The sequence below is a fragment of the Cupriavidus sp. MPR-AND1C genome (assembly GCF_058809705.1).
The window spans coordinates 36,210-49,081 of the sequence record NZ_JBXASU010000006.1; the positions used below are offsets into that span (position 1 = coordinate 36,210).

Annotated in this window: 13 protein-coding genes and 1 pseudogene; 10 read left to right on the plus strand and 4 right to left on the minus strand. The window is 59.9% G+C overall.

All coding sequences use genetic code 11. The features are described from left to right. Nucleotides 1–196 (minus strand): TetR/AcrR family transcriptional regulator (locus tag AC1RWI_RS05600; RefSeq protein WP_492865069.1); only part of this gene is annotated, 196 nt, incomplete at its 3' end. Nucleotides 197–421: 225 nt separating this feature from the next. Between AC1RWI_RS05600 and AC1RWI_RS05605 the strand changes: the two genes are divergently transcribed. Beyond that, complete coding sequence (locus tag AC1RWI_RS05605; protein WP_043357342.1) at nucleotides 422–1,351, plus strand: LysR family transcriptional regulator; 930 nt, start codon at nucleotides 422–424, stop codon at nucleotides 1,349–1,351. 47 nt (nucleotides 1,352–1,398) lie between these two features. Here AC1RWI_RS05605 and AC1RWI_RS05610 read toward each other — a convergent pair whose 3' ends face one another. Continuing rightward, the gene (locus AC1RWI_RS05610) at nucleotides 1,399–1,908 is read right to left on the minus strand and encodes a DUF6630 family protein (RefSeq protein WP_492865071.1); all 510 of its coding nucleotides are present in this window, start codon (nucleotides 1,906–1,908) and stop codon (nucleotides 1,399–1,401) included. 79 nt (nucleotides 1,909–1,987) lie between these two features. Continuing rightward, nucleotides 1,988–2,677 (minus strand): ArsR/SmtB family transcription factor, encoded by a 690-nt coding sequence (locus AC1RWI_RS05615; protein WP_492865073.1) that lies wholly within the window; start codon nucleotides 2,675–2,677, stop codon nucleotides 1,988–1,990. 178 nt (nucleotides 2,678–2,855) lie between these two features. On the opposite strand from AC1RWI_RS05615, the pseudogene AC1RWI_RS05620 reads away from it, so the two are divergent. Continuing rightward, nucleotides 2,856–3,591 (plus strand): annotated as a pseudogene (locus tag AC1RWI_RS05620) (efflux RND transporter permease subunit); the annotation flags it as partial. 412 nt (nucleotides 3,592–4,003) lie between these two features. Here AC1RWI_RS05620 and AC1RWI_RS05625 read toward each other — a convergent pair. Further along, nucleotides 4,004–4,732 (minus strand): TetR/AcrR family transcriptional regulator, encoded by a 729-nt coding sequence (locus AC1RWI_RS05625; protein ID WP_492865075.1) that lies wholly within the window; start codon nucleotides 4,730–4,732, stop codon nucleotides 4,004–4,006. 190 nt (nucleotides 4,733–4,922) lie between these two features. Between AC1RWI_RS05625 and AC1RWI_RS05630 the strand changes: the two genes are divergently transcribed. From AC1RWI_RS05630 to AC1RWI_RS05665, 8 genes are all read left to right on the plus strand, one after another. Continuing rightward, nucleotides 4,923–6,209, plus strand: coding sequence for an alpha/beta fold hydrolase (locus tag AC1RWI_RS05630; RefSeq protein ID WP_492865077.1), 1,287 nt, complete (start codon nucleotides 4,923–4,925; stop codon nucleotides 6,207–6,209). A 34-nt stretch (nucleotides 6,210–6,243) separates the two neighbouring features. Further along, on the plus strand, nucleotides 6,244–6,900 hold the full coding sequence (locus AC1RWI_RS05635) for a VOC family protein (protein ID WP_492865079.1): 657 nt from the start codon (nucleotides 6,244–6,246) through the stop codon (nucleotides 6,898–6,900). After that, entirely contained in the window at nucleotides 6,897–7,166 is a 270-nt protein-coding gene (locus AC1RWI_RS05640) for a hypothetical protein (RefSeq protein ID WP_492865081.1), read from the plus strand. Before AC1RWI_RS05635 ends, AC1RWI_RS05640 begins: the two co-directional genes overlap by 4 nt. A gap of 14 nt (nucleotides 7,167–7,180) precedes the next feature. Further along, nucleotides 7,181–8,878, plus strand: coding sequence for an AMP-binding protein (locus AC1RWI_RS05645; RefSeq protein ID WP_492865083.1), 1,698 nt, complete (start codon nucleotides 7,181–7,183; stop codon nucleotides 8,876–8,878). Further along, nucleotides 8,875–9,360, plus strand: coding sequence for an acyl-CoA thioesterase (locus AC1RWI_RS05650; RefSeq protein WP_492865085.1), 486 nt, complete (start codon nucleotides 8,875–8,877; stop codon nucleotides 9,358–9,360). The genes AC1RWI_RS05645 and AC1RWI_RS05650 overlap by 4 nt, the downstream gene beginning before the upstream one ends. A 2-nt stretch (nucleotides 9,361–9,362) precedes the next feature. Next, on the plus strand, nucleotides 9,363–10,139 hold the full coding sequence (locus tag AC1RWI_RS05655) for a maleate cis-trans isomerase family protein (protein WP_492865087.1): 777 nt from the start codon (nucleotides 9,363–9,365) through the stop codon (nucleotides 10,137–10,139). A 22-nt stretch (nucleotides 10,140–10,161) separates the two neighbouring features. Further along, nucleotides 10,162–11,319 carry an FAD-dependent monooxygenase gene (locus AC1RWI_RS05660; RefSeq protein ID WP_492865089.1) on the plus strand — a complete coding sequence of 386 codons (1,158 nt, stop codon included), beginning with the start codon at nucleotides 10,162–10,164 and terminating at the stop codon, nucleotides 11,317–11,319. A 69-nt stretch (nucleotides 11,320–11,388) separates the two neighbouring features. Beyond that, nucleotides 11,389–12,810: an MFS transporter gene (locus AC1RWI_RS05665; protein WP_492865091.1), complete on the plus strand. Its 1,422-nt coding sequence runs from the start codon at nucleotides 11,389–11,391 to the stop codon at nucleotides 12,808–12,810. The last annotated feature ends 62 nt before the right edge of the window (nucleotides 12,811–12,872 follow it).

Below are 12,872 nucleotides of genomic sequence, written 5' to 3' on the forward strand. Positions count from 1 at the left end.
CCGCCCCCCCCCCCGCCAGGATGTCGTCCTTGTCCTTGAAGTAGCGGTAGGGCGTCATCGGGCTGCAGCCCAGTTCCTCGGCGAGCTGGCGCATGCTTACGCTGGCTACGCCGCCTTCGGCGAAGCGCCGCTCCGCTACCGCGCACAGGCGGGCCTTGAACGCGTCGATCTCTTCCTGGGTGAGGTTTTTTGCCATGTCTGTTGGGGTGGGGCGATCCGTGTGTGTGCCGATTGAAGCATGTCGCCTTCTGCTGCGATGCTGCTTTGGCAACAATAATTTACAGTGTATATTTACGATGTAAATAGTCAAGGAAAGAATGGAAGGCAACGCTGCCCGCGCGTCATTGTTCGCCGCATGGGACAATCCCCCACATTGACGCGCACGACTCGCGATGCGCGCCATGTGGCACGGGGATGGCGAATGAAGACGATCGAATGGAAGGACTGGGAGATTTTCTGCCGGGTGGTGGAGGGTGCCAGCTTCACCAAGGGGGCGGATCTGGCCGACGTGCCGAAGTCATCCGCCAGCGCGGCGGTGTCGCGGCTGGAAGTGCAGCTGGGCGTGCGCCTGTTCGAGCGCACCACGCGCCGCGTGCGGGTGACCGAGCGGGGCCAGCAACTCTACGACCGGGTCGCGCCCCTTTTTAACGAGCTGCGCGAAATCAGCGCCGAGGCAGTGTCGGTCAGCGAGCAAGTCAGTGGAACCCTGCGCATTTCCACACCCTATGAGGTTGGCTCCCTGCACATCTCGCCCATCCTTACACAGTTGCTGCGGCTGCATCCCGAGTTGCGCGTGCAGGTCGATGTGAGCTGGGAGCAGCCCGACCTGGTCGAGCAAGGCTACGACCTGGCCTTTGTGATGACGACCACCGGCCTGCACGACAGCTCCTTTGCCAGCAAGCGGGTGGTGCGCATCGAGCGCGGCTTTTTTGCCGCGCCATCGCTGATCCGCGCGCGGGGCTTGCCGCGCACGCCACAGGAGCTGGCCGGCTGGCCCCTGCTGGGCGACGCCGAGGACCGGCGCTGGGAGTTCCTGCGCGACGGTGTGGAGGTGGCCAACATGGCGGTGGAGCCGCGCATGCGCACGCAGAGCGCGGAGATCCGCCTGAAAGCCGCCACCGATGGCCTTGGCGTGGCCCGGCTCTCGCCACGCTACGCGCAGGATGAGCTGGATCAGGGGCGCCTTGTGCGGGTGCTGCCGGCGTATTCGTCGTCGCCGCTGAAGGTGTTTGTGCTGATGCCCGCGCGCAAGCTGATGCCGGCCAGCGTCAGGGCATTTCTCGATGTGCTGGAGCGCACCCTGGGCACCACGGATCGGCAGGGCGCGGTTGACGTCGGGATCACCGGCTGAGGCCGCGAGGCCGCGGTGAGGCCGGGGCCAGGGCCAGCTCCGCAGCCTCAATACGGCTGGTCGCCGGTCCTGATCTCCAGCCCCAGTGTCTCGGCCACGGTCGTCATTTCTTCATCATCCTCGCCGCGGGCGATCCAGCCTGCATAGGCATCGCCATCGGTGTTCCAGTTCCAGAGCGTGATGCCGGCCAGCCGCAACTGCTCATGAGCCAGTTCCATCAGCTCCGGCACGCTGGCCTTCTCCAGGAACTCCTCGTCCTGCGGATCCTCCACGCCCCAGTCCAGCTCGATATCGAGCCTGGCGCACAGCTCATCCATGCAACTGATGAAGGACGCGGCGTCTTTCCAGTCCACATAGAAGCCCGCTTCCCAGTCGATCACGTCCTTCAGGATCCAGAGCAGTTCCTGGCCTTCGACCGCATCCGCGTCGTCCGAGTTGGCGAGGGCTTCGTCGAACAGCATCCGGTGCTTCTCCACCATGGCTGCGTCGTCGAAGTTGATCAGCTCAATCAGGCGCCAGAGCGCCTCGCGCACCTCGTTGCTCAGTTCGTCGCTCATTGCATCAGCCCTCCATCGGTGCGGCGCCGGCTCGGCGCATTGAAAACGGAAATGGTGTCGTCCACGGATGAGCCTGTGCTCAGCCGGCAATGCGCAGGATCTCGCGTTGCCCGCGCGGCGTCACGCGCAGCGCGCGCGATGTGGTGGTGGGCTCGATCCAGCGGTTGGTCATCATGTTATCGAGCAGCGCCGCGCCAAGCGCGCCGCCGAGGTGCGGCTTGCGCTCGCTCCAGTCGGGGCAGGTGCAGGCAAACTGCCGCCGCTTGCGGCGCGCGAGATCCAGGTCCACGCCAAGCTGCACCATGCCCGCACTGCCGCTGTCGGTGAGGTCCACTGCCGTGCCGTGCACCACGATCCAGTTGGCATGCGACATACGTTCGAACAGGGAAACCGCAAGCTCGCCCGCCAGGTGGTCATAGCAGGTGCGCGCCTGGCGCAAGGCCGCCGGCGCGGTACGCGACGCGGGCACCGCGCGCACGCGCGGCGCCTGGCTGGCCAGCGACGCACTGGCGAGCGCCTCGATGGCTACGCCGATCTCCGGCGTGGCGAGCCGGTAGTATCGATTGCGCCCGCGCGTCTGCACGGCGAGCAGGCCGCCCTCACTCAGCCGGGCCAGATGACCGCTGGTGGACGATGCCGACAAGCCGGCAATGGCCGCAAGCTCGCCAGCCGGGCGGGCGCTGCCGTCCATCAGCGCCCACAACATGGCGGCGCGTCCCGGGTCGGCAAGCAGGCCGGCCATCTGGCTGATGCTGGGAGCGTATTCCATAGTTCATTCCGCAATGAAGCAACGAATGCAGTATAGACGCTCGGTGGAGGATTTGATGGGTAGTGCGAATTAAGTTCTTACAAGCGAATTAAGTTCTTACTAGCAAATTAAGTTCTTACTAATCGGTCTCTGGTGTTCCACGTTGTATGACAAGTCCTTCGCGTTGCCAGGCCGGTTAGGACTCGCCTCCGAGGCGCGCGTGCGTGTTACCCAGCTTGTGTTCGGTCCGTACTCGCCGTTCCCGGTAGCCTACCGCGTGACCGGCCCAGATGCGGAGACCTTGCGCCGTATCGCTGCCGATGTCCAACAAGTGATGGACGCAAGCCCCATGATGCGCACGGTCAACACCGATTGGGGGATGCGCGTACCGCATTGAACAAGCGGGTTCCATCGAGGAATCGGCCAAGGCAACGAAGGCCATGCTGCCGCTGTTCCCAATCATGCTGGCGCTCACCCTGCTGATTCTCATCTTCCAGGTGCGGTCCATCCCGGCGATGGTCATGGTGTTCCTGACGAGCCCGCTGGGCTTGATTGGCGTGGTGCCGACCTTGATCCTGTTTGGGCAGCCATTCGGCATCAACGCGTTGGTCGGTTTGATTGCGTTGTCGGGCATCCTGATGCGCAACACCTTGATCCTGATCGGGCAGATTCACCACAACAAAGAGGAAGGGCTGGACCCGTTCAAGGCCGTTGTGGAAGCTACTGTTCAGCGCGCACGCCCAGTGATTCTCACTGCGTTGGCCGCTATCCTGGCCTTCATTCCGCTGACCCATTCGGTGTTCTGGGGCGCGCTGGCTTACACGCTCATCGGCGGGACGTTCGCCGGGACGATTCTGACACTTGTGTTTTTGCCGGCCATGTACGCGATATGGTTCCGGATACTTCCGAGTTCCACGGCAGAAATCCACAAAGATCTGGAAGCGAGCGAGCGAGCGCGCTGCACGGCAACTTATGCCAGAGTAAGTCTTCATAAAGCTATTCGTACGTTAATTCGGACGGGCCCTCTTCAAAGGATTTGGTTAGTCTTCGAGACCTTGATGCGGTCGCCGCTACAGTCGGACCCCAGCCCCAGGCCGGGGTCGTCGAACTGGGTCACTCATGGTTCGAACGGCCAGACTGGCATCAAGGAGTCTTTGGACTCAGTTGCTCAATTTCGAAGCGAATGGAAGGCACCGTATGGTTCCACCGAATACTTGAGAACGCAGGGCAATGCGAACGCGATCGCAAACATCAGTGCGGGGGCCAGCTTCGCATCGTCCAAAAGACACTCACAGAGTGCCTACCGAGTAGCCGGCTGTTTTGCACCCTGCCTCAGCTGTCTCGCTGTTACAGCAAATTGTTGCCATTGGTCGACCGCCGTCCACCATCGTGCTCTGTTTCGAGGCTTCGCTCCAGCAGCGTCAAGTCATCTCGAAGCAACTGAAGAATCGCCGAAGGGCCTGGTGCACTCAGTTTCCGGTTGGCCGGTTGTTCGACGGAACTCAGCGCCATGTCTGCGATCTGTGCGGCCACATCCTGCATCGACGCCTGGCCTTCGGGGTTAAACCACCACGCCGTCCAGTTGCACATCCCGATGATCGAAAAAGCGGCAACCCGCGCGTCGACGACGCGGAACTTTCCCTGGTCAATGCCGTGCTCGATGGCCTGCCGAAACTGGTCGAGCACAGAGCGTCGGGATTGTTCTGCAATTTTCCGCTGCTCTGGAGGCAAGTTCTGTTCATTACGCTCGACAACCCGGAATTGCAGGGGGTGCGTCAGTATCAACATGGCGTGACGCAAGACCAAATGTCGAAGCACCCCAGAAGGCGTACGCATTTGCTCAGGAATGGCCTCTGTCGCAAGCTGGGCTGCGGCACGCGTCACCGTCGCAGTGAGCTCCTCCAGAATGGCTTCCTTGGACTTGAAGTAGTAGTAAAGCGCCGGCCGACTCAGTCCCAACGCATCTGCGATGTCATTGAATCCTGTGCCATCGAATCCGCGTTCAATGAACAGGCGCGTTGCTGCCTCAAGGATGGAGTCTCGTTGTGCATCGCTCTTGCTTTGTGACTTCGCCATGATTGTTTCGTTTTTGACGCCTGCGTCGAGAAGCTTTACACGATAAAGCATAGGGTGGGTGGTACGCCATTCGCCTAAGCCATATTTGCCCGAACTTCCCGTGAAAGATACTCATACGACTCTTTTTGATGCTTGTCAAAAAATTTACTCAAGCGTAGAAAAATGGACTATGCTGTAAAAAACGGAGTAGATGATGACAAGTTCCCAGACGCCCCGGCCTGAGGCCAATGCCGCTTCGGGGCCCATTGCAGGTTTCCTGAACACGGATTGGAATCCGCGTGATGTTCCGCCGGGCACAACGACTCGTAACGTCGTGCTGCGAACCGAGGATGGCGCGGCTACGGGGGGATCGCTCTATGCGATCGGCCAACCCGACACAGTCGTGTGCATCATGCATCCGCGGGAATTTATGGCCTGCCATTACCTGATCCCCGACATCGTTGAAGCGGGGTATGCAGCGTGGTCGCAGTCACCGCGCTCGGTCGGCAACGACCAGCGTCTCGAACATGAGTTCGCGCTCTACGATGTGGCGGCTAGCGCGCGGTTTCTGCGCGAGGCAGGCTTCCGGCGGATTGTGCTGCTGGGCAACTCGGGTGGTAGCGGCCTGTACGCACTCTATGTGCAGCAATCCAATGCCGCGCCAGAGTCCCGCATCGCGCGAACCCCCGGCGGTCGAGCGACAAAGCTCACTTCGGCATTGCTGCCAGCCGTAGACGGCGTGGTCTTTGTTGCGCCTCATCCTGGGCAGGGAGTACTCCTTCAAGGCTGCATCGACCCGGCCGTCACTGACGAGCTGGATCCGCTGTCGGTCGACCCGAAACTTGACGCCTTTGCCGCGGTCAACGGCTTCGCGCCAGCTCCTCAGTCGTCGACATATCAGTCTGAGTTTGTCACGCGGTACCGAGCTGGCCAGCTTGCACGCGTACAGCGGCTCGACGAAGTTGCCAAAGCAATGATCGCCGAACGCATGGATGCCCGTGACCAGGTGAAGCGGAACCCCGCGACGGTCAGTGACGCGGTGAAACGGCGCGCAGCCCACACGCAACTGTTCACGGTTTGGCGCACCGATGCGGATCTGCGCTGCTTCGACCTGTCGCTTGACCCGTCCGATCGCAAATATGGCTCGCTGTGGGGGGCTGACCCCTTTGTCTCGAACTACGGCTCTGTCGGCTTTGGTCGGGTCTGCTCGCCAGAGGCATGGCTCTCGACGTGGTCCGGTCAATCCTCCAATGCTGCACTGTCTCTGACCGCGCCGTCGATTTCCCAGCCGACATTGCTGATCGAATACACCGCGGACCAGGCGTGCTTCCCGACGGTGATTGCCAGCATCTTCGACAGCATTGGCACGACACAAAAGCAACATCAATGCGTACGCGGCGATCACCATGGTCGCGCGCTGGCAAAGGGGGAAGAGCCAGGCCGCTATGCCGCCGGGCGTCTCTTGCAGGAATGGCTGCGCGAGACCTTCCCGCAATAACGTATTCGACTTTGTTTGATCTGGAGACAGAATAATGCATGCAAGTACTTCCCCGTACGACGCGACGCAACTGCGTTTGCACGGTGTAGACCACACCGCGCGGCCAACATGGCGCCTGAAGGAAACCGTGACGTTCTATCGGGATGTAGTTGGCCTTCCGTTGATTCACACCATTTCGGCACGCGGCTGGGGTCCTGCCACCCACCCAGATTTCCTGCATTTCTTCTTTGATAGTGGAAATGGCAGCACCATTGCGTTCTTCTACTATCTGGGCGCGGAAGAACCCACTAGCCTCGAAGGTCGCGCTGCCCACGCCCCCTTTCCAGATGATCACGTCTTCGATGCTACGCACACGGCATGGCTCGTCGACACGCAGGAAGAGCTGCTGGCGTGGAAAGCTCGGCTGGAGGAGCGCGGCGTGGTTGTGTCGGCAGAAACAGCCCACGAAGTCATCGAGTCGATCTACTTCCGCGATCCCAACGGATACTTTATCGAGATCACACGCAAGCTGCGTGCCCTTGAGCCGCTGGACGCCCGTGATGCAAACGCGACGTTGACCGCCGCAATCGAACTCGAGGATGAAGCACGTGCCGCGCAATCGCGCGTGACCTCAATCGATGACATTTGGGTGAGAAAAGCCGAGATTCTCAGCCGCAGCCTGGAGATTGCACAGGAGGCGTGTCAAGCATGAGAAAGTCCATCCTGCGCATCTTTGTACTCAACGTCCCGGAGTTTGCGTCGCTGACGGAAGCTGCTCGCGGCATGCCTGAATGTCAGCTCAGCACGGCGGGTGACTATACGGTGATCTCTGCCAGTGAGCCGATCGAATTCGGACGACGCGCGCTGGGCCTGAAGCCCGCCGTATGGTACGGGCTCTTTACTGGTGGCCTTGACGGCATGATTGAAGAGTTTGGTCGGGACACAGTTCGCGTCGCACCACGTCGTCAAGCAGCGTGACGGCAGGGGTGATTATGAAACTCAGGAATTTCCCCATCGAAGGCGTTGCGTATTGCAGCGACGCTGACGCGCAGAAGTATCTTGCGAGCGGCGCGTGGATTGATAACACGCTGGGCAATGCGTTGCGCGAGTCGGCGTCGCGTACCCCCGACCGCATGGCGTTTATCAGTGATGAGCGGTCGATCACGTTCAAGGAGCTCGAAGAGCAAAGCGAGCGGCTCGGTGCGGCATTGCATCTGTTGGGTCTGAATCCCGGGGATCGGGCGATCTTTCAGATGGGTACAACGATCGAGACCGTCATTGCATTGATGGGCAGCTACAAGGCAGGCGTTGTTCCGGTTTGCGCCGTCCCACAGTATCGGGAAGTTGAGATTGGTCATCTGTCGAACCAATCCGAGCCGCGTGCCTACTTTGTTCAGACCGATTTCAGTGCTTTCGACTTGCGTGAGTTTGCGCGGACGATGGCGCAACGTCATCCATCCCTGCAGCACCTGATCGTGGCCCGCGGGGAACCTGGTTCGGAGAGCCGCGGGCTCCAGGAAGCAGGCATGGACGCCTTAATTGCATCGGTGTCCTATGAGTATGCCCGTAAGGTTTTGGCCAACGTCTGCATTGGAAGCGGAGATGTTCTCAGCTTCCAGCTCTCAGGCGGAACAACTGGTGTGCCCAAGATCATTCCGCGATTCCACGGCGAGTATCTTGGACATGCTGTTGCCTGTATGCGCCTGCTTGGCCAAACCGAGAACAGTCGGGTCATCTGGTCGCTTCCGCTTCTGCACAATGCTGGCCAACTGTACGTGCTGGTGCCGGTTATCGCTGGCGGTATGTCGGCGGTGCTTATGCCGCGGGTTGACATCCCCAGGATGCTCGATCTGATTGAACAGCATCGTGTGAGTCATGGCATGTCCATTGGACCCGTTGCGCCGCAGATGATTGCCTATGCGGAAGTTCGCAAGCACGATCTATCGTCGCTCGAGCTGTTCGGCACGATGACACGATCCGATGCCCTAGAGGACCATCTTGGCGTTCCGTGTTTCAACTTGTATGGCACGACAGAAGGTCTATTGCTGGGGGCGGGGGCCAAGTTTTCCGCTGCCGTACGACACCACACCCAGGGCTTCTCTGGCTGTCCGGACGACGAGATTCGTGTGCTGATTCCGGGAACGGATGACGCGCAAACGCCTGGCACGCCGGGTGAACTGTGTTTCCGGGGACCATCGACGCTGCGAGGCTACTACAAGGCACCTGAAGCGACTGCGCAGACAGTCAATGAAGATGGCTTTGTGCGATCAGGGGATCTGGTCTCCGAACACTTCATCGAAGGCGTGCGCTGTTTTGCCTTCGAAGGTCGGCTTCGCGACAACGTCAACCGCGGCGGCGAGAAGATCGGCTCCGAGGAAGTCGAAGCCTTCGTGAGTCGGCACCCCGCAGTGGCCGATGCCAAGCTCGTTCCAATGCCCGACCCGGTGTACGGCGAGAAGGGATGTATCTACCTCATCCTGCGTGCGGATCAGGCAGCACCCACCGTTCCCGAACTTGCCAAGTTTCTGGTCGAGCAAGGTCTGGCGAAATTCAAATGCCCGGAGCGCATCGAGATCGTTGGCGAGTTTCCGGTGACACGTGTGGGCAAAGTCGACAAGAGTGCGCTCAGGACGATGGTCGCCCGCAAGCTTGAACAGGAAGTCCAGCCTGGGGAAAGGACGTCGGCATGACAAGCACCGAATTCGTACTGGACGGTGTTCCTTTCAAGGTGCGTCGTCGCATCAAATGGGGGGAATGCGACCCGGCTGGGGTGGTCTATACCCCGAGCTTTTCCGAGTACGCGATTTCTGCAGCCGAACTTTTCTATGAATACCTGTTCGACGGTCGCCCACAACGGACGAAAGATGAGCTGGGATTCGGAACACCTACGCGCGCACTTGAGTTCGACTTTCGTCGCTCGTTGTGGCCCGACGAATCGATCGACATTGAGGTATCCGTTGAATCGATCAGCTCTCGGACCTACACGCTTGTGATCACGGCGTGCATGAGCGAAGGCGGACAGACGGCGTTCGTCGCTCGGTTGACCCCTATCTGCGTGCTCCGTGGAACACGTGATGCAATCGCGCTCCCTGCGGCACTGCGGCTGGCATTGCAGGACTACCAGCAAATGTGCCAGAGCACGCCCTCCACTGAACAATACTTCAAGGTTTAAGTATGAGTCACCGTACCTACCGCATCGGGCAAATCGTGCCCAGTTCCAACACCACGATGGAAACGGAGATTCCCGCCATGCTTCGCGCGCGGGAAGAGATCCTCCCAGAACGATTCACGTTTCACTCCAGCCGGATGCGCATGCATCGTGTGGTTAAGGAGGAGCTCGAAGCGATGAATCGCGAAGGCCTGCGATGTGCCGCCGAACTGGCGGATGCCCGTGTGGATGTGATGAGCACCGCCTGCCTGGTGGCAATCATGGCGATGGGCCCGGGCTATCACCGTCAGGTCGAGCAGGATCTGCTGCGGATCGCCCGCGAGAACCACTGCGATGCGCCTGTCATGACCTCTGCCGGCGCGTTGGTGGCAGGCCTGAAGGCCATCGGCGCGCGTCGCATTGCCCTGATGGCACCGTACATGAAGCCGTTGACGGACGCTGTCATCAGCTATATCGAACACGAGGGCATCGAGGTCCTTGACGCCATTTCTTTCGAAATTCCGGACAACCTGGAAGTCGGCCGTCGTGATCCGTTGGCGTTGCTCGATGACGTGAAACGCTTGAACACTGCAAATGCTGACGCGGTTGTTCTTTCGGCATGCGTACAGATGCCTTCCCTACCTGCCATTCAGGCTGCGCAGGACATGATCGGTTTGCCGGTGACTTCGACCGCTGTTTGTACCGTCCAACAGATGCTAACCCATCTGGGTCTGCCGACGCTGGTTCCGAATGCCGGTGCGCTGTTGTCGCCCGATGTGGCACTGTCGGCGCGTTTTGCCTGATCTTGTATTGCAGAGGAATACCATGAAAGTCGTTGTTATCGGAGGCGGGCCCGCCGGTCTCTTCTTCTCCTTGCTGCTTAAGCAACGTCATCCCGAAGACCATATCGTTGTGCATGAGCGCAATCAAGCCGGTGCCACTTATGGCTGGGGTGTTGTGTTTTCTGACATTGCACTTTCCTTCCTGAAGGATGCGGACCCTGCGTTCTTCGAGAAATTCACGGCGCATCACCACCGCTGCGACCATATGGAGGTCGTGCACAAGGGCGTGTCGGTTCAACTTCGCAACAATCACTTTTCTCGCACGTCGCGCATTGACTTGCTGCGCGTTCTGCAGGACGCCTGTGCCGAAGCTGGCGTCGAGATCGTCTATGGCAGCAATGTCACGGATCCCGAGGCGTTCCCGGATGCCGATGTTGTGGTTGCATCAGATGGCATCAACAGCGAGGTGAGGACGCGTCTCGCGGAGCACTTCAAGCCGAGTTTTGAAGTCCGGCGCAACAAGTTCGCGTGGTACGGTACGCATCACCTGTTCCGCCCGGTATCGCTGATCTTCCGGGAGACAGAGTATGGCGTTTTCATTGCCCACGCCTATCAATATAGCGAGTCGCTGTCGACATTCCTCGTCGAAGTGGATCCCGATACATGGCAGCGAGCGGGTCTGGATAAGGCGACGGAGGACGAGAGTCGCGCGTTCTGCGAGCGGGTGTTTGCCGACGACCTGGGTGGCCAGTCCTTGCTGGGAAATCGATCGAACTGGTTCCAGGCGAGTGTCGTACGCAACGAGCACTGGTCGTACGGCAACGTGGTGCTGCTAGGTGATGCGCTTCGCAGCGTGCATTTTTCACTTGGGTCCGGCACACGCATGGCCATGCAAGACGCGATAGCTCTTTGCGATGCGGTTTGCGAGCACCGCGACGACGTGCCCGCGGCACTTCAGGCGTTTGAGGAAAGCCGACGCGACGCCTCCACGAAATTCCAGGATGCTGCACGCAGGAGTCTTGATTGGTACGAGTCGGTGGACCAGAAGATGGATATGGATCCTGTGGCTTTTGCTTACGACTATATGCGACGTACGGACAGGGTTTCACACGAAGATCTGCGTCAACGAGATCCGGAATTCATCGCGCAGGTGGAGGCAGGTGGATTTGAGATGCCTCTCGCGAGTTCGGAAGCTGCGTAACGATCCAAACGATTGGTCTGCACAAGCCGCAGCATGGCGGCTGTGCATTGATAAAAAGTAGGAGACAACATGAGCGCCCCTCACAGCCCCCGCGATGCGGCGGGCTCTGGTTTGTCACGCACATCCATCAATGTCCGAGAGTTCATTGATGCGTCCCCCCTTTCTCGCCTGCAGATCCGCATCATCATCCTGTGCTTCGCGATCGTTGCGTTAGACGGATTTGACATTGCGATCATTGGATTTCTGGCGCCCCATATTCGCAATGAATGGTCGCTATCCATGGTCACGTTGGGCCCACTGTTCTCTTCTGGGCTCCTTGGGCTGATGACTGGTGCGTTTGCCTGCGGGCCACTAGCGGATCGTATCGGGCGACGGAAGGTGCTAATTCTCTCGGTCGCGTGGTTTGGCGCAGCGTGTATGGCCTCGGCCGTGGCGCCGGGCATTGGCACTCTGATCGCGCTTCGGTTCCTCACGGGACTCGGATTGGGCGGGGCGATGCCGAACGCTATTACGTTGACGGCCGAATTCAGCCCAGCTCATCGGCGAGGCACGCTACTGACCCTGATGTTCTGCGGCTTTTCACTAGGTTCCGCAATTGGTGGCATTGTCACGGCGCATCTGATTGACCAGATCGGCTGGCGAGGCGTGCTGGCCTTAGGCGGCGTTCTACCGCTGACGCTGGTACCGGTTCTTGTCCTGGCGCTGCCGGAGTCGGTGCGCTATCTCGCGATGCGCGACGGGATGCAGTCGCGTATCACAGCGATCATGAAGCGTATTAATCGGCGCGGCGTCGAAGAGGGGCATCACTATGTCGCCGACGAGCCGGACGGGCCGGGTTCTCCTGTGGCGCAATTGTTCCAACCGCGCTACCGGGACGGTACGTTGTGGCTCTGGCTATCGTTCTTTTGCAGCTTGCTCCTGCTTTACCTGATGATCAACTGGCTGCCTATTCTGGTGCAGCGCAGCGGCCTCTCCCTCAAGGTGGCATCCATGCTGGCGGGTCTGCTCCAAGGTGGGGGCGTTGTGGGCGCGATTGCACTGGGAGTGCTGCTCGATCGGTTCAATCCCTATGTGGTCGTGGCAATTGCATTCACTTTGGGTGGTGTAGCAGTTTCCTGTCTGGCCTCGGTGACCACGCCGGTCGCGATGGCCATTGCCATCTTCGGCACGGGATTCTGCGTTAGCGGCTCGCAGGTATGCGCTAACGTCCTGGCCTCCGCGTTCTACCCGACTTCCAGTCGCGCGACGGGAGTTGCCTGGGCACTCGGCATCGGACGTGTTGGCGCGATTACTGGATCGCTGGGTGGCGCTTTCATGCTGTCGGCAGGTTGGAGCAACAGTGCGCTTTACCTTCTGCTGGCGATCCCGGCGGTTGTGGCAGCAATTGGCATCTTCCAGACGGGGCGCAGACAGCACGCCAACAAGGTGACAGAAAAGAACGCTCCGGAAGAAGGAACTGCAATGGGCATCCCGACCGCAGAGAGCCGATAGACAACATTTGAAGTTCCCAATCGAACTGAGGGAAACGCCCGCGTCTGTAAGTTCATCACTGC